The following is a 17,766-nucleotide window of genomic DNA, read 5'->3' on the forward strand; positions in this document are numbered from 1 at the left end:
CGATTAAAAACATTACACCAAGTTTTTAGCTATTTGTCGGCTTTTGAAAACATTTTTTATGGTGGCGTTATTTGGTAATAAAAGAGATCCTTATTTAAAAGCTTAAGCTATCCCTAAAGTAAGGTAAAACTACAGGTTACGAATGGAGGTTAAAACGCGCAATAAAACTCCAAAGAGCCGACTTTTTTAATCGTAATTTGCTTATGGTTTAATAAAGTTTCTAAATGTTTAAAAGCGTTAGAATCCAGTATTAGGGGGGCTTCTTCTGCGCTTAAAGGGCGTCTGGAAATTAAAGCGAACAATTCGTCTATACCGCAAGAAATCAATTTTTTAGCTTGAGTAATGGATCGCTTAGGCAAACTCACGCAAAGCCCTTCAAAAAATAAAGAGCATTTTAATAATTCATCTTCGCTCAATTTAGGGGCTTTAAAGCTTGAGGGTCTGTCTATGGTGCTTAAATCCACTCTGGCTATATTGATTTGTTTTAAAAAGGCAGCGATGAGCTTTAAATTATTCGCGCTATCATTCACGCCCTTAATCAACAGCACTTCAGCCACTAGTTGCCCCTGATAGATTTGAGAAAAGCTCAAAATCCCCTCTAAAATCTTGTTAATGTCTTTAGAATAGGGCTTATCCACTCTTTCAAAGGCTTTCAAATCAATAGCGTCTAAAGAAAATTTAACGATGTCAAATTCCTTTAAGGCTTGCTGGACCTTTGGCTCATAAAAGAGTGAGCCATTGCTTAAAATCAAAGTTTTAACGCCCTTTAAAAAAGGCTTGATTTTTTGGATAAGCTCTAATAAATGAGGGTATAGCGTGGGTTCGCCATTAGCGGTAATGGTTAAAACATCAATGGGGGTGGTGAGGTTGTTTAGGGCGTTTTGAATGGCGTTAATCAAGGTTTCTACTTTGATCACTTCTTCCATGCGTTCAATGGGCTTGGCTTTACCCAACTCGCAATAAATGCAATTGTAGTTGCATTGTTTTTTAGAGGGCGATAAATCCACGCCCAAAGACTTCCCAAAACGCCTGGATAAAACAGGCCCAAAAACGATAGGCGGATTTTCTTTAGCCATCATCTTCCTCTAAAAACACGCGCTCTTTGCATTTAATGCATTCATGCGCCTTTTTTTTGCGATAGATTCTTTCACTCATTAAATAATGGCATTTCTCGCAACGCTTATTGATGGGCTTATGGTTGGATAAAAAATTGCATTTAGGGTAATTGTTACAGCCATAAAACGAGCCTTTCCTGCTCCTTTTTAAGGCAATATCCCCTCCGCATTCTGGGCATTTCACGCCTTCTATTGTTTCTTTGGCGTTAGGGGTGTTTTTTAGCGATTTGGTGTTTTTGCATTCAGGGTAATTGTTGCAAGCTAAAAACGCCCCGTTTCTGCTGAATTTTTGCACCATTTCCCCTCCGCATTTTTCGCACAATTCTTGCTTGGCTTCATCATTGGCGTTTTCAGTCTGTTTGATGTATTTGCATTTAGGGTAATTGTTGCAAGCGATAAACTCCCCATAACGGCTATTCTTTTTGACTAATTCCCCCCCACATTTAGGGCATGATTGGCCGGTTTTTTCATGCACTTTTTGAGAGATGATATTCTTTTTCCCGGCTTCAATTTTATCCATAAAAGGGTAGTAAAAGTCCTTTAAGACTTGCTGATAGTCGGCTTTATTTTGAGCGATATTGTCCAGTTCCTCTTCTAAAGAAGCGCTGAATTTGGAATCCACGATTTCTTCAAAATGCTTTTCTAAAATTTCTATCACCTTAAACGCGCTCTCTAAAGCGCTGATCTGCTTTTTTTCTACCTTGATGTAGTCTCTGTTTTGCAAGAGGGAAATCGTTGGGGCGTAGGTGCTAGGCCTGCCTATGCCTAAACTTTCTAAAACTTTAATCAAGCTCGCTTCTGAATAGCGTGCTGGAGGTTCTGTAACATGGGCGTTGCTCTCTAGTTTTTCTAATTTAATGGGGTCGTTTTCTTTCAAATTGGGGAGCAATTTGTCCTTATCGTCATTGCCTAAAATTTTATAATAGCCATCAAAAAGGAGCTTTCTCCCACTAGCTTTAAACTCGCCTTTTTCGCAAGCCACAACCACGCTTTGGCTTTCAAAAAGAGCGTCTTGCATTTGAGAAGCTAAAAAGCGTTTGTAAATTAAAGTATAGAGCTTTAATTCTTCAGGCTTAAGGTAGTCTTTTAAAGCGTTTGGCTCTAAAATAATAGAAGTGGGCCTGATCGCTTCATGGGCTTCTTGGGCGTTTTTATTCTTGCTGGAATAGACTTTGGCTTTAGGGGGCAAGTAGTCTTTGCCATAATCTTTTAAAATCTTGTTTCTCGCTTCTTCTAAAGCCTCTTTAGCGATATTCAAGCTATCGGTCCTCATGTAAGTGATCACCCCCATAACCCCTTGTGGGGTGGCTACGCCTTCATATAATTTTTGAGCGATACTCATGGTTTTTGTGGGCGAAAAGCCTAAAAGACTGGAAGCGCTTTGCTGTAAAGTGGAAGTCATGAAAGGGGGCGGTGTGGGGGATTTTTTAGACTTTTTAACGATACTAGAGATAGTGTAGCTTTCTTTTTCTAATTCGTTTTTAATTTCTTGGGCTTTTTTTTCATCAATGAGTTCTTGGGCTTTGAGTTTGTTGCCCTTATAGCTGATGAGTTGTGCTTCTAAATTTGGCTCAAAGTAAGCGTCTAGCGTGAAGTAAGTTAAAGGCTTAAAGGCTTTGATTTCCCTTTCTCTATCAATCACAAGCTTTAATGCAGCACTCTGCACCCGCCCAGCGCTCAAACCTTTAGTGATTTTAGATGAAATCAACGAGCTGAGCTTGAAACCCACGATCCGATCTAAAAAACGCCTGGCTTGTTGGGCATTGACCTTAGACATGTCAATTTGTCGTGGGGTTTTTAGGGCGTTTAAAATCGCATTTTGCGTGATCTCATGAAAAACAATCCTAGGATAGCTCTCCAATTTCCCCCCAATCAAGCATGCCACATGATAGCCTATCGCTTCCCCTTCTCTGTCTTCATCGGTAGCGATGTAGGTGGTAGATGCCTTTTTAGAAAGCTCTATGATTTGTTTGACAAGCTCTTTATGGTCTTTATCCACGACATAATTAGGGGTAAAGCCTGTTTCATCAATCTTAATGCCTAAAGCGAATTTGGATAAATCCCTAACATGCCCTTTAGAGGCGATAACTTCATAATTTTTATCCAAAAAATTTTTAATGGTTTTGGCTTTTGCGGGGGATTCTACGATAATAAGGTGCTTCATTGAACGCCTTTAATAAAATGTTTATACCTATTAATGAATGATTGTAGCATAGAATTTTGACTAAACGATTCATTAAACCATAAAAACCATAACAGCGTTAAAAATCAAAGAGTTGGAACACCCTTTGCTTGACTAACAGCAAATATCTATGCAAAGGATGCAAACATGAGTTTTAGGATAAATACCAATATCGCCGCTTTAACTTCTCATGCGGTAGGGGTTCAAAACAACAGAGACCTTTCAAGCTCGCTTGAAAAGTTAAGCTCAGGGCTTAGGATCAATAAAGCCGCTGACGATTCTAGTGGGATGGCGATCGCTGATAGCTTAAGGAGTCAAAGCGCGAATTTGGGTCAAGCGATCCGCAACGCTAATGACGCTATTGGTATGGTTCAAACCGCAGATAAAGCGATGGATGAGCAAATCAAAATCTTAGACACCATTAAAACCAAAGCCGTTCAAGCCGCTCAAGACGGGCAAACTTTAGAAAGCCGAAGAGCGCTCCAAAGCGATATTCAAAGGTTGTTAGAAGAACTAGACAATATCGCTAACACCACAAGCTTTAACGGCCAACAAATGCTTTCAGGAAGTTTTTCTAACAAAGAATTTCAAATTGGCGCGTATTCTAACACCACGGTTAAGGCGTCCATTGGCTCAACGAGCTCAGATAAAATCGGGCATGTGCGCATGGAAACTTCTTCTTTTAGCGGTGAAGGCATGCTCGCTAGTGCGGCGGCACAAAACTTGACTGAAGTGGGATTGAATTTCAAACAAGTCAATGGCGTGAACGATTATAAGATTGAAACCGTGCGTATTTCTACAAGCGCTGGCACTGGGATTGGAGCGTTAAGCGAAATCATCAACCGCTTTTCTAACACCTTAGGCGTTAGGGCGTCTTATAATGTCATGGCCACCGGCGGCACTCCCGTGCAATCAGGAACCGTGAGAGAGCTTACCATTAATGGCGTAGAAATTGGGACCGTGAATGATGTGCATAAAAACGACGCTGATGGGAGATTGACTAACGCCATTAACTCCGTCAAAGATCGCACCGGCGTGGAAGCGAGCTTGGATATTCAAGGGCGCATTAATTTGCACTCCATTGATGGGCGCGCGATCTCAGTGCATGCAGCGAGCGCGAGCGGTCAGGTTTTTGGGGGAGGGAATTTTGCAGGGATTTCTGGGACACAGCATGCGGTTATTGGGCGCTTAACCTTGACCAGAACCGATGCTAGAGACATCATTGTGAGCGGTGTGAATTTTAGCCATGTGGGCTTTCATTCCGCTCAAGGGGTGGCAGAATACACCGTGAATTTGAGAGCGGTTAGGGGCATTTTTGATGCGAATGTGGCTTCAGCAGCTGGAGCGAACGCTAATGGTGCGCAAGCGGAGACCAATTCTCAAGGTATAGGGGCTGGGGTAACAAGCCTTAAAGGGGCGATGATTGTGATGGATATGGCAGATTCTGCGCGCACGCAATTAGACAAAATCCGCTCTGATATGGGTTCGGTGCAAATGGAATTGGTTACCACCATTAACAATATTTCTGTAACCCAAGTGAATGTTAAAGCGGCTGAATCTCAAATCAGAGATGTGGATTTTGCTGAAGAGAGCGCGAACTTTTCTAAATACAATATTTTGGCGCAAAGCGGGAGTTTTGCTATGGCGCAAGCGAATGCGGTGCAACAGAATGTCTTAAGGCTTTTACAATAACAGCCCTTGATTCAAAGGGGCGTTAGCCTTTTTTATAAGCTATTTTTATAAGTTAAAATAATGGATATTTATCAAAAAAACTTACAAGCTCTTTTCAAAAAAGACCCTCTTTTGTTCGCAAAGCTCAAAGCCATTAAAGAAAACAAAAAATACGAAGTGTTTTTAGGGAATGATAGCGCGAATTTCAATCTCTTAGATAAAGAAACAAACACGCCCTTATTTGAAAAAAGCCCGCTAGATTCAAGCTTAGAGCTATACAAAAATAGCGAAATTTACATGCTTTATCCTTATTTGTATTATTTTGGCTTGGGTAATGGGGTGTTTTATCGCTTGCTTTTAGGTAATGGCAATTTAAAACGCTTGGTGGTCATTGAGCCTGAAATAGAAATTATTTTCATTGTGTTGAATCTTTTGGATTTTTCCACGGAGATTTTAGAAAATCGTTTGATTTTATTGCATGCAAGTTTTTGCAATTACAACATGATCGCTTCGTTGTTTGATATGGATAAAAAGTCTCGTTTATACGCAAGAATGTATGATTTAAAACTTTTTAACGCTTATTATGAACGATATTCTGATCAAATGATAGGAATCAACCAGCATTTCACGCGTGCTTTAGAGCATGGCGCTATTAGCGTAGGCAATGACGCTAAAGACGCGCTCATAGGCATCAAACAGCATGCCGCTAATTTGCCTGAAGTCATCAAAAGCCCTAGTTTAGTGGATTTTGTGAACGCTTTGAAAAACAGAGACACCGCTATCATTGTCTCAACCGGGCCCAGTTTAAATAAGCAACTCCCCCTTTTAAAAGAAATCGCTCCTTATGCGACGCTTTTTTGCATAGACGCTTCTTTCCCTATTCTAGCCAGAGCCGGTATCAAGCCTGATATTGTGCTGTCTTTAGAAAGGGTGGATTTAACGGCGAAATTTTATGAAGAAACGCCCCTAGATTTTCAAGAAGGCGTCATTTTTGCTTTGACTTCCATTGTGCATAAACGATTGATTCAAGCGATTAAAAAAGGGGTTAAGCAATTCAGTTTCCGCCCCTTTGGCTACACCAACCTTTTTGATTTGCACCAGTATGGTTATGTGGGTATAGGCATGAGCGCAGCGAACATGGCGTATGAATTAGTGGTGCATTCTCGTTTCAAAAGGTGCGTGTTTATCGGGCAAGATTTGAGCTTTTCACAAAGCGGTAACAGCCATGCCAGTGGGGCGATTTATGGCGATAAAGAGATCAAGCCTAAAAAGGATAAAGACAAGATTTTTATAGAAAAATACGGGGGTAATGGGGAAGTAGAAACCACTTTAGTGTGGAAACTTTTCTTAGAATTTTTTGAAAAAGATATTTTTAACACGCCCTATAAACTAGAAGTCATTAACGCTACTGAAGGGGGGGCTAGGATTAAAGGGACTAAAGAAATGCCCTTTAAAGAAGTGTGCGAAAACATAGACAAATCCAAGCCAAAGCCTCCTATCAATCTTATTTATCCTACCCAATCAGAGCAAGATAAAAATTTAAAGATCGCCAAACAAAAATGCGAAGAGATCATCAAATACGCCAATGAGAAAAAAACGCAAGTTGAAGAAGCGTTTTTAAAGGTGGCAGAGTTTTTAGAAAAAGTGGAAAAGCTTCATGAAGAAAACAAATTAGAAGAGCTGGATTTTAACAAATTAGAGTATTTGAGCGCTGAAATTGACAACGTTAAAGAGCTTTTTGATGACAAGCGATTCAATTCGTATTTCATGGATGCGATACAATCTTACATTTTCCACCAGGAATTGCATATCGCTGAAATCGTGTGCAAGAAAACGAATAATGAAGACGAATTAAGGGCTAAGCAATTAGAATACATTTACGCGCACAAATACTGGCTTTTTAGTTTAGCGGGTGGGATGGATTGCGTGATAGAAGCGATCAAAATGGCTTTAAAAGAATGGTAAAACCCCTTTTTAAGCGTATGTGTCTAGGCTGGAATAAATTTCAGGGGTATTTTCGCCATCAATAAGGCTTTTTTCAACTTGGGATTTATCTTTAATCTCGCCGTCGTTATTGATAGCGTTTAAAGCTTGTAGTCGGTCAAAATCAGGGGCGTTTGGCGTATTATCTTGGCTGAAACCATCTTGAATGCTGCTTTGTTGTAAATCCTGCTCTACTTGATTCCTGTCCTTTATGGTTGCGTCATTATTGATATTGTTCAAGGTTTGGAGCTGTGTGAAATTAGGGGTGTAATGGGTGTTGATGGTCATGTTTTATCCTTTTTAGCTTTTTACACGCTCAATCGTGGATCATCATTATAGCAATAATCCATTAAATCGCCCAATCGTAAAACTTTGCATGAGTTTTCAATCAAATCAAAAACTTCCATGAGTTTAGAAAGCTCTCTGTGGTAGGCAAAAATCCCACACCCCTTAATGAAAACAAAATATTTTTTGCTCTCTTGCAATTGGCGTAAAATTTCTGTATCCGCTCTTTCTTGCCAGCTGTCATAGTCTTTGGGGTTAAAAATCGTTACTTCTTCGCCCAAAGAACGATACCCTAAATAATCTCTAGGGAGCAACCGGTTGTGGCGCAAGGAATACGCCAAACTATAAGGAGGGCGCGCGTAAGCGATGAATTTAGCGTCCAAAAACTCCCTATACACGCTCGCATGAATGGGCGAATCCTGGCTCGCTTCTTTCCAGCGGTAATCTATCTTGTCATGCAAAACCAGTAAGGTGTTTTCATTCAATTGATCAAAAACAGCGTTTCTTTTATTGATCACAAACTGGTTAGTGCCAATGCGCGCCGAAATGGAACCTTGATAAAGCCCAAAAAAACCCTTTCTAAACATGGATAATGAAATGCTTTGGAGCGAATAAATCAGATTGCTGTCAATGCCTCTTGTGTGTGTGTTCATGTTTATCATGATAACAAGTTTTTTTAATAAAAGGTATTAGTTGCCCAATAGATCTAAATTAAATTAATTCTATAAAAAATCCTAATTTAATGATAGTAAATAAATTTAGTGATACAGACTAAACTTTAAAGAAAAATCGGGTAATTTTTATCACTTTTTTAAAACAAGTGATAGATTATTAACTTTTTGCGCTATAATTCGAGGGTTCTTTCATCAAGAATGGTGATTGACGAGATTTTTCAAATAATGATGTTAAGAAGAATTAAAGTAGGTTCTAATTTGAATAAGAAAGAGAGTTTGTTAGATGCGTTTGTTAAAACCTATCTGCAGATTTTAGAACCCATTAGTTCTAAACGCTTGAAAGAGTTGGCAAACTTGAAAATATCTTGCGCGACAATTAGGAATTATTTTCAAATCCTTTCCAAAGAAGGCATGCTCCATCAAGCCCATTCTAGCGGCGCTAGATTGCCCACTTTTAAGGCGTTTGAAAACTATTGGCACAAGTCGTTGCGCTTTGAAGTTTTAAAAGTAAATGAAAAACGCTTAAAAAGCGCGAGTGAAAATTTCGGGCTTTTCACGCTGTTAAAAAAACCCAGTTTGGAGCGTTTAGAAAGAGTCATTGAGTGCGAAAAACGCTTTTTGATTTTGGACTTTTTGGCGTTTTCTTGCGCGCTGAGTTACAGCGTTAAAATGGAGAAGTTTTTATTAGAACTTGTGGGCAAAAGCGTTAAAGAAGTGCGCTTAATCGCTGCTTCTGTCAATGCGTTGAGTTTGGCCAAGCAATTAGAGCGTTTGGAGTATTCCAACACACAAATCACACGCTTTAATCTGATGGGGTTAAAAACGCTTTTAAACAGCCCTTTATTTTTTGACATTTTAGGGGGTAAGGTTTTGGAGCGTTTGAGTAAGGGTTTGCATTTTATAGAGCCTGATTGCATGCTAGTAACACGCCCCATAGAATTTCAAAACAAGCGGATGCAACTGCTTTGCGTGGGGAAACTAGAATGCGATTATGAAGGGTTTTTTCAAACGATTTCTGAGGAGGAATAATGAAAGATGAACACAACCAAGAACACGATCATTTAAGCCCAAAAGAGCCAGAGTCTTATCAAAAGGCTTGCGCTTGCAAAGAACAACAAGGTGAAGAAAAGCAAGAAGCGAGCGAAAAAGAAGGCGAGATCAAGGAAGATTTTGAGCTTAAATATAAAGAAATGCACGAAAAATACTTGAGAGTGCATGCGGATTTTGAAAACGTGAAAAAGCGCTTAGAAAGAGACAAGAGCATGGCGTTAGAGTATGCGTATGAAAAAATCGCATTGGATCTATTGCCGGTGATTGATGCGCTTCTTGGGGCTTACAAGAGCGCTGTAGAAGTGGATAAAGAGAGCGCTTTAACTAAGGGCTTGGAGCTTACGATGGAAAAGCTGCATGAAGTTTTGGCAAGGCATGGCATTGAAGGGATTGAATGCTTAGAAGAATTTGATCCTAATTTCCACAATGCGATCATGCAAGTCAAAAGCGAAGAAAAAGAAAACGGGAAAATCGTGCAGGTTTTGCAACAGGGTTACAAGTATAAGGGTAGGGTTTTGAGGCCGGCAATGGTGAGCATTGCTAAAAACGATTAAAAACATTTATTTTAACAGAAAGGATAACGCATGGGAAAAGTTATTGGAATTGATTTAGGGACAACCAACTCCGCAATGGCGGTGTATGAAGGCAATGAAGCAAAGATTATTGCTAATAAAGAGGGTAAAAACACCACTCCCTCTATTGTAGCCTTTACGGATAAGGGCGAGATTTTAGTGGGCGAGAGTGCGAAAAGACAAGCGGTAACCAACCCAGAAAAAACCATTTATTCTATTAAAAGAATCATGGGTTTGATGTTTAATGAAGATAAGGCTAAAGAAGCCGAAAAGCGCTTGCCTTATAAGATTGTGGATAGGAATGGGGCTTGCGCGATTGAGATTTCGGGTAAAGTTTATACCCCTCAAGAGATTTCAGCCAAAATTTTAATGAAGCTCAAAGAAGACGCTGAAAGTTATTTAGGCGAGAGCGTTACGGAAGCGGTGATCACGGTTCCGGCTTATTTTAACGACAGCCAAAGGAAAGCGACTAAAGAAGCCGGCACGATTGCAGGGCTTAATGTTTTAAGGATCATCAATGAGCCTACAAGCGCGGCGTTAGCTTACGGCTTGGATAAAAAAGAGAGCGAAAAAATCATGGTTTATGATTTGGGTGGGGGGACTTTTGATGTTACCGTTTTAGAAACAGGCGATAATGTCGTGGAAGTTTTAGCCACAGGGGGCGATGCGTTTTTGGGGGGCGATGATTTTGACAATCGTGTGATTGATTTCTTAGCGAGTGAGTTTAAAAACGAAACGGGCATTGAAATTAAAAACGATGTGATGGCGTTGCAACGCTTGAAAGAAGCGGCTGAAAACGCTAAAAAAGAACTAAGCTCTGCGATGGAGACTGAAATCAATTTGCCCTTTATCACCGCGGACGCTACCGGGCCTAAACACTTGGTTAAAAAACTCACTAGGGCTAAATTTGAAAGCTTGACAGAAGATCTCATGGAAGAAACGATTTCTAAAATTGAAAGCGTGATCAAAGACGCAGGGCTAACCAAAAATGAGATTTCAGAAGTGGTGATGGTGGGAGGCTCTACTCGTATCCCTAAAGTCCAAGAAAGGGTGAAAGCGTTTATTAATAAAGATTTGAATAAAAGCGTCAATCCTGATGAGGTCGTAGCGGTGGGAGCGAGCATTCAAGGGGGCGTGTTAAAAGGCGATGTGAAAGATGTGCTTTTATTAGATGTTACGCCCTTAAGCCTTGGGATTGAAACTTTAGGGGGCGTGATGACTAAAGTGATTGATAGAGGCACGACTATTCCGGCGAAAAAATCTCAAGTGTTCTCAACCGCTGAAGACAACCAGCCCGCCGTGTCTATCATGGTTTTACAGGGCGAAAGGGAATTGGCAAGGGATAATAAATCGTTGGGTAAATTTGATTTGCAAGGCATCGCGCCAGCTCCAAGAGGCGTGCCTCAAATTGAAGTAACCTTTGATATTGACGCTAATGGGATTTTAACCGTGTCAGCGCAAGATAAAAATACCGGCAAAAGCCAAGAGATTAAAATTTCTGGCTCTAGCGGGTTGTCTGATAGCGAAATTGAAAAAATGGTTAAAGACGCTGAATTGCACAAAGAAGAAGACGCCAGGAAAAAAGAAGTGATTGAAGCGAGAAACCATGCCGATAGTTTGGCACACCAAACCCAAAAGAGCCTTGATGAGCATAAAACGAATTTGAATGAAAACGACGCTAACGAGATCCAAAACGCTATTAACGCTCTTAAAGATTGCGTCAAAAACGATAACGCTACTAAAACGGAGCTTGAAGACAAAACCAAAGCGTTAGTGCAAGCGGCTCAAAAATTAGGCGAAGCCATGGCGAATAAAAACAACGCCGAGCAGCCCAAGAAAAAAGACGATGATGTGATTGATGCGGAAGTGGAATAAAATTTAAACGCGCTTAAAAACCTCTTTCAAGCGAGCGGTTTTAATCAAAACCCGCTTGCTTTCCTCATTTTTATCAATGGGATACCGATTGCAAAATCTAAAAAATAGCGTTTTTAGTCCAAATATCAAAGCTTGATTGTAATCAAGCGATAGCTTTTTTAAGGTTTAGCTTAAAAGCGTTAGTGTGATTTCTAGGAAAATCCCTTATGAGAGAGTTCTTTTTGGTATGAGGGTCATTTCTCAATGGCTCGTGCTAGATGGCTCTAATTCAAAAAACGCAGTGGGGATTTGATTAAATTCGTTAGCAAAGCGTAAAAAATCGTTGGTAATGTTTTCAAGATAGGATTCTAAATTGTCATAGAACTCTTGGTAGTATGCGTCTCCATTAGGATCGATGATTTTATCATACGCTGGGCATTTTTGACACTCTTTTTCCCCATTCTCCTCTATGGATCGACCTATACAAAGATAAAACTTTTCTGCATCGTTCTTCCAATAGTAAGCAAACCAAAGGTAAAAACCTTTTTTTGGGGTTGGTATTTCACCATTGACAAATCCTTCCCCTAAAATATCCTGACGGCAAAAAGCGATGGATGGCTCATTAGATAAATTCCCAGAGCCAAGACTGATTTTGCACGCATAACCCCATGGCGCTAAAAACTTGTTCAGCCCTCTTTGGTATGAAGCGTATTTTGGGTTCGTTGGGGTTTTACCTGTTTGTTTTTCCTCTTGTATTTTAGCGTCAATTGACGCTACAAATTCTCTTAACAAGTCCTGAAACGCTTTTCTTTGCTTCTCATTCCATTCTATTTTTTTCATATCAGCTCCTTAATCCATCTCAATAAACCAACATTTTATCCTAAACTTATTCCATTTAACGAGTTTAGGCATAATCGCAAAATTGAATTTTATTGTTTGTTATAGGAGGAATGATGATTATCACCACAATGCAAGACGCCATAGGCCGCACCCCCGTTTTTAAATTCACTAACAAGGATTACCCCATTCCCGTAAATTCCGCCATTTACGCCAAACTGGAGCATCTAAACCCGGGAGGGAGCATCAAAGATCGCTTAGGCCAATACCTTATAGAAGAAGGGTTTAAAACAGGCAAAATCACTTCTAAAACAACCATTATTGAGCCTACTGCAGGCAATACCGGCATCGCTCTAGCTTTAGTGGCGCTCAAGCACCATCTCAAAACCATCTTTGTTGTCCCAGAAAAATTCAGCACAGAAAAACAACAAATCATGAGAGCTTTGGGGGCTTTAGTAATCAACACGCCTACTAGCGAGGGGATTTCTGGCGCCATTAAAAAAAGTAAAGAGTTAGCCGAAAGTATCCCTGATAGCTATTTGCCCTTGCAATTTGAAAACCCTGATAATCCCGCCGCTTACTACCACACCCTAGCCCCTGAGATTGTCCAAGAATTAGGCACAAATTTTACGAGCTTTGTGGCCGGGATAGGGAGTGGTGGCACTTTTGCGGGCACGGCTAGGTATTTGAAAGAGCGCATCCCTAATATTCGCTTGATTGGGGTGGAGCCAGAGGGTTCTATTTTGAATGGGGGCGAGCCTGGGCCTCATGAGATTGAGGGTATTGGCGTGGAGTTCATCCCTCCTTTTTTCGCAAACTTGGATATTGATGGCTTTGAAACGATTTCAGATGAAGAGGGTTTTAGCTATACTAGGAAGTTAGCCAAGAAAAACGGCTTATTAGTGGGGAGCTCTAGCGGGGCAGCTTTTGTGGCAGCCTTGAAAGAAGTGCAACGCCTCCCCGAAGGCAGTCAGGTTTTAACCATTTTCCCGGATGTTGCCGATCGTTATCTTTCTAAAGGTATCTATTCATAAAAACTCAATAAAAAAGGAAAAACCATGCACATGCAAACCAAATTAATCCATGGGGGCATTAGCGAGGACGCGACAACGGGGGCGGTGAGCGTGCCTATTTATCAAACTTCCACCTACCGCCAAGACGCCATAGGCCGCCACAAGGGCTATGAATACTCTCGCTCAGGCAACCCCACACGCTTTGCTTTAGAAGAACTCATCGCCGATTTAGAAGGGGGGGTTAAGGGGTTTGCTTTTGCCTCTGGACTAGCTGGGATCCACGCCGTTTTTTCCCTCTTGCAATCAGGCGATCATGTGTTATTGGGCGATGATGTTTATGGGGGGACTTTCCGTTTGTTCAACAAAGTGCTTGTCAAAAACGGGCTTTCTTGCACCATTATAGACACTAGCGATCTATCCCAAATCAAAAAGGCTATCAAGCAAAACACTAAAGCCCTTTATTTAGAAACCCCTAGTAACCCCTTGCTTAAAATCACGGGTTTAGCGCAATGCACTGGTGTCGCTAAAGATCATAATTTGCTCACTATCGTGGATAACACCTTTGCTACCCCTTATTGCCAAAACCCGCTTCTTTTGGGAGCGGACATTGTGGTGCATAGCGGCACCAAATACTTAGGCGGTCATAGCGATGTGGTCGCCGGGCTTGTAACCACTAATAATGAAGCACTAGCCCAAGAGATCGCTTTTTTCCAAAACGCTATCGGTGGGGTTTTAGGCCCTCAAGACAGCTGGCTGTTGCAAAGAGGGATTAAAACGCTAGCATTACGCATGCAAGCCCATCAAAAAAACGCCCTTTGCGTGGCTGAGTTTTTAGAAAAACACCCTAAAGTAGAAAGGGTTTATTACCCGGGCCTTCCCACTCACCCCCAACACGAGCTAGCCAAAGCCCAAATGCGTGGCTTTAGCGGGATGCTTTCTTTCACTCTCAAAAATGACAGCGAGGCGACTCTTTTTGTAGAAAGCCTTAAATTATTCATTTTAGGCGAGAGTTTGGGCGGGGTGGAAAGTTTGGTGGGGATTCCGGCATTTATGACCCATGCGTGTATCCCTAAAGAACAACGAGAAGCTGCAGGGATTAGAGATGGTCTGGTGCGCTTGTCTGTGGGGATTGAGCATGAACAGGATTTGTTAGAAGATTTAGAGCAAGCGTTCGCTAAAATAGGCTAAAGTTTCATTTCAATTTATGAATAAAGGAGTTAAAAACATGAAAATGAATGTAGAGAGTTTCAATTTGGATCACACTAAAGTCAAAGCCCCTTATGTGCGTGTCGCTGATCGCAAAAAGGGCGTTAATGGGGATTTGATTGTCAAATACGATGTGCGCTTCAAACAGCCCAACCAAGATCACATGGACATGCCAAGCTTACACTCTTTAGAGCATTTAGTCGCTGAGATCATCCGCAACCATGCTAATTATGTCGTGGATTGGTCGCCTATGGGTTGCCAAACGGGATTTTATCTCACGGTGTTAAACCATGACAATTACACAGAGATTTTAGAGGTTTTAGAAAAGACGATGCAAGATGTGCTAAAGGCTATAGAAGTGCCTGCCAGCAATGAAAAGCAATGCGGTTGGGCGGCTAACCACACTTTAGAGGGTGCCAAGAATTTAGCACGCGCTTTTTTAGACAAACGTGCTGAATGGTCTGAAGTGGGGGTTTGATTGGTTTGGGGAATGATTTTACTCCCCTACCCCCTTACCCATTTTGCCCATAAGCCTTAAATGCCAATCAAAAACCATCGTATCAGTGTTAATATTATGTAAAAATTAATGTTATGAATCTCTTGTATTAGAAGGATTTCAATGAGAAAGTTAATTTTAGTCATCTTTTTAACGCTAACACTTTCAATATCTGCAAAAGAAGTCAAAATAGTGTTTTTAGAAACTTCAGACATTCATGGGCGGCTTTTTTCGTATGATTATGCGGTTGGCGAACAAAAACCCAATAACGGCTTGACAAGGATTGCGACTTTAATCAAAAAGCAAAGGGCTGAGAATAAAAATGTGGTTTTGATTGACAGCGGGGATTTGTTGCAGGGCAATAGCGCAGAGTTGTTTAACGATGAGCCTGTTCACCCGCTAGTTTTAGCCGAAAACGATTTGAAATTTGATATTCGTGTGCTTGGGAATCACGAGTTCAATTTCAGCAAAGATTTTTTAGAGAAAAATATTAAGGGGTTTAATGGCGGTGTCGTGAACGCGAATATCATCAAAACCGCAGACAATAAGCCGTTTGTGAAGCCTTATATGATTAAAAAAATTGATGGCGTGAGGGTGGCGGTTGTGGGGTATGTGGTGCCGCATGTCCCAACTTGGGAGGCCGCTACGCCTGAACATTTTGCAGGATTGAAATTTTTGGACGCCAAAGAAGCGTTAAAAAAGACCTTGAAAGAGTTAAAAGGGAAATATGATATTTTGATTGGTGCTTTTCATTTGGGGCGAGAAGATGAGAAAGGTGGCGATGGGATACCGGATTTAGCGAAAAAATTCCCGCAATTTGACATCATTTTTGCAGGGCATGAGCACGCGGTTTATAATACTAAAGTGGGAAAGGTGCATACCATTGAGCCTGGAGCGTATGGGGCTTATCTGGCAAAGGGTGTGGTGGTGTTTGACACTAAAACGAAGAAAAAAATCGTAACGACTGAAAATTTACCCACAAAAGATGCACCAGAAGATGAAGAATTAGCGAAAAAATACGAATATGTGGATAAAAAATCAAAAGAATACGCTAATGAAGTGGTTGGCGAAGTGACAAAAACCTTTATTGACAGGCCTGATTTTATCACAGGAGAAGAAAAAATCACCACGATGCCAACCGCCGCCTTGCAAGAAACACCAGTGATAGAATTGATCAACAAAGTGCAAAAATATTATGCAAAAGCCGATGTTTCAGCGGCAGCCTTATTCAATTTTGGGGCGAATTTGAAAAAAGGGCCTTTCAAAAGAAAAGATGTCGCCTACATTTACAAGTTCGCTAATACGCTCATTGGAGTGCGTATCACGGGTGAAAACCTGTTGAAATACATGGAATGGTCATACCGATTTTACAACCAGTTGCAACCGGGCGATTTGACGATCAGTTTTAATGAAAACATTCGTGGCTATAATTTTGATATGTTTTCTGGCGTGAAATACCAAGTTGATGTTACCAAACCTGCCGGGCAAAGAATCATTAATCCCACAATCAACAACAAACCCATTAACCCTAAAGCGGTGTATAAATTAGCGATCAATAATTACCGATTTGGGACATTATCCACGACATTAAAGTTGGTTACAGACGCTGATAGGTATTATGATTCTTACGATGAACTGCAAGATAACGGGCAAATACGGGATTTGATTATTAAATACATCACTGAAGAAAAAAACGCAAAAGTAACCCCTGAACTAGAATATAACTGGGAAATCATCAACTACGATTTCAAAAACCCGTTGCTAAAAAAATTGGCAGAAAAATTAAAAGAGGGGAGCATCAAAATCCCCACTTCAAAAGACGGGAGGACTTTGAATGTCAAATCCATTAAGGAAAGTGAAGTTAAATAAAATTTTTTATTTTTATTATTTTATTTTTAAGTTTAACTTAAAGAAATAATATAAATAACAACTAAAACTATATGAGATCCCATATAAAGCTATGATTTGTTATGTTATACTACTTGAATGAATAAAAGTTTGCAAGAGATCCTAAATGGAGATAGTTTATATATTCTAAAAAATCATATAGAAGATAATCTTATAGACATTATTATTACTTCACCTCCATATAATGTGGCACATCAATATGAAAATTATAATGATGATTTAGATTTTGAATCTTATATCAATTTGATGCACGATATTTTTAAAGAATGCTACCGTGTACTTAAAAAGGATGGGCGGATTTGTGTCAATGTGCCTTTTGCAGTGAAAAATAGAGATAGCAAAGAGGTGAGATTTTTAAGCGTTTATATAACACAAATTTTAAATGAAATTGGCTTTAAGGAGTTTGAGCTTATAACTTGGCATAAGGGAAAAGATATTAAGCATTTTCAGGGAAACAATACAGCTTGGGGGAGTTGGAAAAGCCCTTCTTGCCCATCTTTTAGGCCTTTGGGAGAAGCAATATTAGTGTTTTATAAGGAAAATAAAATTCATAAAACTGAGGGAGAATTAGCAGATATTACTAGCCAAGAATTTAAAGAATGGACAAAAAATATTTGGTATTTTGATCAAGACAACAATCAAGGCTTTGAAAGTATTTTATGTGTTAGTAACAATGCTAAAAAAGATTTACATCCCGCACCCTACCCAGAAGAATTAATTGAGAGATTATTAAAAATTTATTCCTATCAAAATGATATTGTATTAGATCCCTTTAATGGCATAGGCACAACAACCTATGTGGCAAGCAGATTGAATAGACAATTTATCGGCATTGAGTTATCAAGTATATATTGTAAGATTGCCCTTGAAAGATTTGTAAAAAACACAGTTTCTCATACTATTCCTATTATAAAAAGCTA

General features: G+C 40.1%; 15 protein-coding genes. 10 read left to right on the plus strand and 5 right to left on the minus strand.

What is annotated here, in order from left to right:
• Nucleotides 1-149: 149 nt before the first annotated feature.
• Both QT74_RS07140 and topA read right to left on the minus strand, forming a co-directional pair.
• Nucleotides 150-1,076 (minus strand): radical SAM protein, encoded by a 927-nt coding sequence (locus tag QT74_RS07140; protein ID WP_033765753.1) that lies wholly within the window; start codon nucleotides 1,074-1,076, stop codon nucleotides 150-152.
• A complete protein-coding gene (gene topA / locus QT74_RS07145; RefSeq protein WP_033765728.1) occupies nucleotides 1,069-3,279 on the minus strand; it encodes a type I DNA topoisomerase in 2,211 nt (736 codons plus the stop codon). Before topA ends, QT74_RS07140 begins: the two co-directional genes overlap by 8 nt.
• Nucleotides 3,280-3,444: 165 nt before the next feature.
• On the opposite strand from topA, the gene QT74_RS07150 reads away from it, so the two are divergent.
• Together QT74_RS07150 and QT74_RS07155 are read left to right on the plus strand one after the other, a co-directional pair.
• Nucleotides 3,445-4,989 carry a flagellin B gene (locus tag QT74_RS07150; RefSeq protein WP_000010021.1) on the plus strand — a complete coding sequence of 515 codons (1,545 nt, stop codon included), beginning with the start codon at nucleotides 3,445-3,447 and terminating at the stop codon, nucleotides 4,987-4,989.
• A gap of 60 nt (nucleotides 4,990-5,049) precedes the next feature.
• On the plus strand, nucleotides 5,050-6,933 hold the full coding sequence (locus QT74_RS07155; RefSeq protein ID WP_033765730.1) for a motility associated factor glycosyltransferase family protein: 1,884 nt from the start codon (nucleotides 5,050-5,052) through the stop codon (nucleotides 6,931-6,933).
• Nucleotides 6,934-6,942: 9 nt separating this feature from the next.
• On the opposite strand, the gene QT74_RS07160 is transcribed toward QT74_RS07155, so the two are convergent.
• Nucleotides 6,943-7,239 (minus strand): hypothetical protein, encoded by a 297-nt coding sequence (locus QT74_RS07160; protein WP_033765732.1) that lies wholly within the window; start codon nucleotides 7,237-7,239, stop codon nucleotides 6,943-6,945.
• A 20-nt stretch (nucleotides 7,240-7,259) separates the two neighbouring features.
• Nucleotides 7,260-7,898: a class II aldolase and adducin N-terminal domain-containing protein gene (locus tag QT74_RS07165; RefSeq protein ID WP_033765734.1), complete on the minus strand. Its 639-nt coding sequence runs from the start codon at nucleotides 7,896-7,898 to the stop codon at nucleotides 7,260-7,262.
• A 210-nt stretch (nucleotides 7,899-8,108) separates the two neighbouring features.
• Between QT74_RS07165 and QT74_RS07170 the strand changes: the two genes are divergently transcribed.
• From QT74_RS07170 to dnaK, 3 genes are read left to right on the plus strand one after another with little or no spacing between them, the layout of a single operon-like run.
• Nucleotides 8,109-8,939, plus strand: coding sequence for an HrcA family transcriptional regulator (locus tag QT74_RS07170; protein ID WP_033765736.1), 831 nt, complete (start codon nucleotides 8,109-8,111; stop codon nucleotides 8,937-8,939).
• The gene (gene grpE, locus QT74_RS07175) at nucleotides 8,939-9,514 is read left to right on the plus strand and encodes a nucleotide exchange factor GrpE (protein WP_033765738.1); all 576 of its coding nucleotides are present in this window, start codon (nucleotides 8,939-8,941) and stop codon (nucleotides 9,512-9,514) included. Before QT74_RS07170 ends, grpE begins: the two co-directional genes overlap by 1 nt.
• Nucleotides 9,515-9,544: 30 nt before the next feature.
• Nucleotides 9,545-11,407 carry a molecular chaperone DnaK gene (gene dnaK / locus QT74_RS07180; RefSeq protein ID WP_033765740.1) on the plus strand — a complete coding sequence of 621 codons (1,863 nt, stop codon included), beginning with the start codon at nucleotides 9,545-9,547 and terminating at the stop codon, nucleotides 11,405-11,407.
• A 240-nt stretch (nucleotides 11,408-11,647) separates the two neighbouring features.
• Here dnaK and QT74_RS07185 read toward each other — a convergent pair whose 3' ends face one another.
• The gene (locus QT74_RS07185; RefSeq protein WP_033765742.1) at nucleotides 11,648-12,226 is read right to left on the minus strand and encodes a hypothetical protein; all 579 of its coding nucleotides are present in this window, start codon (nucleotides 12,224-12,226) and stop codon (nucleotides 11,648-11,650) included.
• 113 nt (nucleotides 12,227-12,339) lie between these two features.
• On the opposite strand from QT74_RS07185, the gene QT74_RS07190 reads away from it, so the two are divergent.
• The 5 genes from QT74_RS07190 to QT74_RS07210 all read left to right on the plus strand — a co-directional run.
• Nucleotides 12,340-13,257: an O-acetylserine-dependent cystathionine beta-synthase gene (locus QT74_RS07190; RefSeq protein ID WP_033765744.1), complete on the plus strand. Its 918-nt coding sequence runs from the start codon at nucleotides 12,340-12,342 to the stop codon at nucleotides 13,255-13,257.
• A gap of 24 nt (nucleotides 13,258-13,281) precedes the next feature.
• On the plus strand, nucleotides 13,282-14,424 hold the full coding sequence (locus QT74_RS07195) for a cystathionine gamma-synthase (protein WP_033765746.1): 1,143 nt from the start codon (nucleotides 13,282-13,284) through the stop codon (nucleotides 14,422-14,424).
• Nucleotides 14,425-14,461: 37 nt separating this feature from the next.
• Nucleotides 14,462-14,920, plus strand: coding sequence for an S-ribosylhomocysteine lyase (locus QT74_RS07200; RefSeq protein WP_033765749.1), 459 nt, complete (start codon nucleotides 14,462-14,464; stop codon nucleotides 14,918-14,920).
• A 141-nt stretch (nucleotides 14,921-15,061) separates the two neighbouring features.
• Nucleotides 15,062-16,807, plus strand: coding sequence for a bifunctional metallophosphatase/5'-nucleotidase (locus tag QT74_RS07205; protein ID WP_033765751.1), 1,746 nt, complete (start codon nucleotides 15,062-15,064; stop codon nucleotides 16,805-16,807).
• A gap of 117 nt (nucleotides 16,808-16,924) precedes the next feature.
• Nucleotides 16,925-17,766: DNA-methyltransferase (locus QT74_RS07210; protein ID WP_033765752.1), on the plus strand; the 842-nt coding region annotated here is incomplete at its 3' end.

It is taken from the genome of Helicobacter pylori SA213A (assembly GCF_000476275.1).
GTDB lineage: Bacteria > Campylobacterota > Campylobacteria > Campylobacterales > Helicobacteraceae > Helicobacter > Helicobacter pylori_CL.

Coding starts and splice junctions, on each gene's coding strand:
- QT74_RS07185 (WP_033765742.1), bottom strand. CDS start 12,226: ATGAAAAAAATAGAATGGAATGAGAAGCAAAGAAAAGCGTTTCAGGAC.
- QT74_RS07160 (WP_033765732.1), bottom strand. CDS start 7,239: ATGACCATCAACACCCATTACACCCCTAATTTCACACAGCTCCAAACC.
- dnaK (WP_033765740.1), top strand. CDS start 9,545: ATGGGAAAAGTTATTGGAATTGATTTAGGGACAACCAACTCCGCAATG.
- QT74_RS07165 (WP_033765734.1), bottom strand. CDS start 7,898: ATGATAAACATGAACACACACACAAGAGGCATTGACAGCAATCTGATT.
- QT74_RS07205 (WP_033765751.1), top strand. CDS start 15,062: ATGAGAAAGTTAATTTTAGTCATCTTTTTAACGCTAACACTTTCAATA.
- QT74_RS07195 (WP_033765746.1), top strand. CDS start 13,282: ATGCACATGCAAACCAAATTAATCCATGGGGGCATTAGCGAGGACGCG.
- QT74_RS07190 (WP_033765744.1), top strand. CDS start 12,340: ATGATTATCACCACAATGCAAGACGCCATAGGCCGCACCCCCGTTTTT.
- topA (WP_033765728.1), bottom strand. CDS start 3,279: ATGAAGCACCTTATTATCGTAGAATCCCCCGCAAAAGCCAAAACCATT.
- QT74_RS07155 (WP_033765730.1), top strand. CDS start 5,050: ATGGATATTTATCAAAAAAACTTACAAGCTCTTTTCAAAAAAGACCCT.
- QT74_RS07140 (WP_033765753.1), bottom strand. CDS start 1,076: ATGGCTAAAGAAAATCCGCCTATCGTTTTTGGGCCTGTTTTATCCAGG.
- grpE (WP_033765738.1), top strand. CDS start 8,939: ATGAAAGATGAACACAACCAAGAACACGATCATTTAAGCCCAAAAGAG.
- QT74_RS07200 (WP_033765749.1), top strand. CDS start 14,462: ATGAAAATGAATGTAGAGAGTTTCAATTTGGATCACACTAAAGTCAAA.
- QT74_RS07170 (WP_033765736.1), top strand. CDS start 8,109: ATGGTGATTGACGAGATTTTTCAAATAATGATGTTAAGAAGAATTAAA.
- QT74_RS07150 (WP_000010021.1), top strand. CDS start 3,445: ATGAGTTTTAGGATAAATACCAATATCGCCGCTTTAACTTCTCATGCG.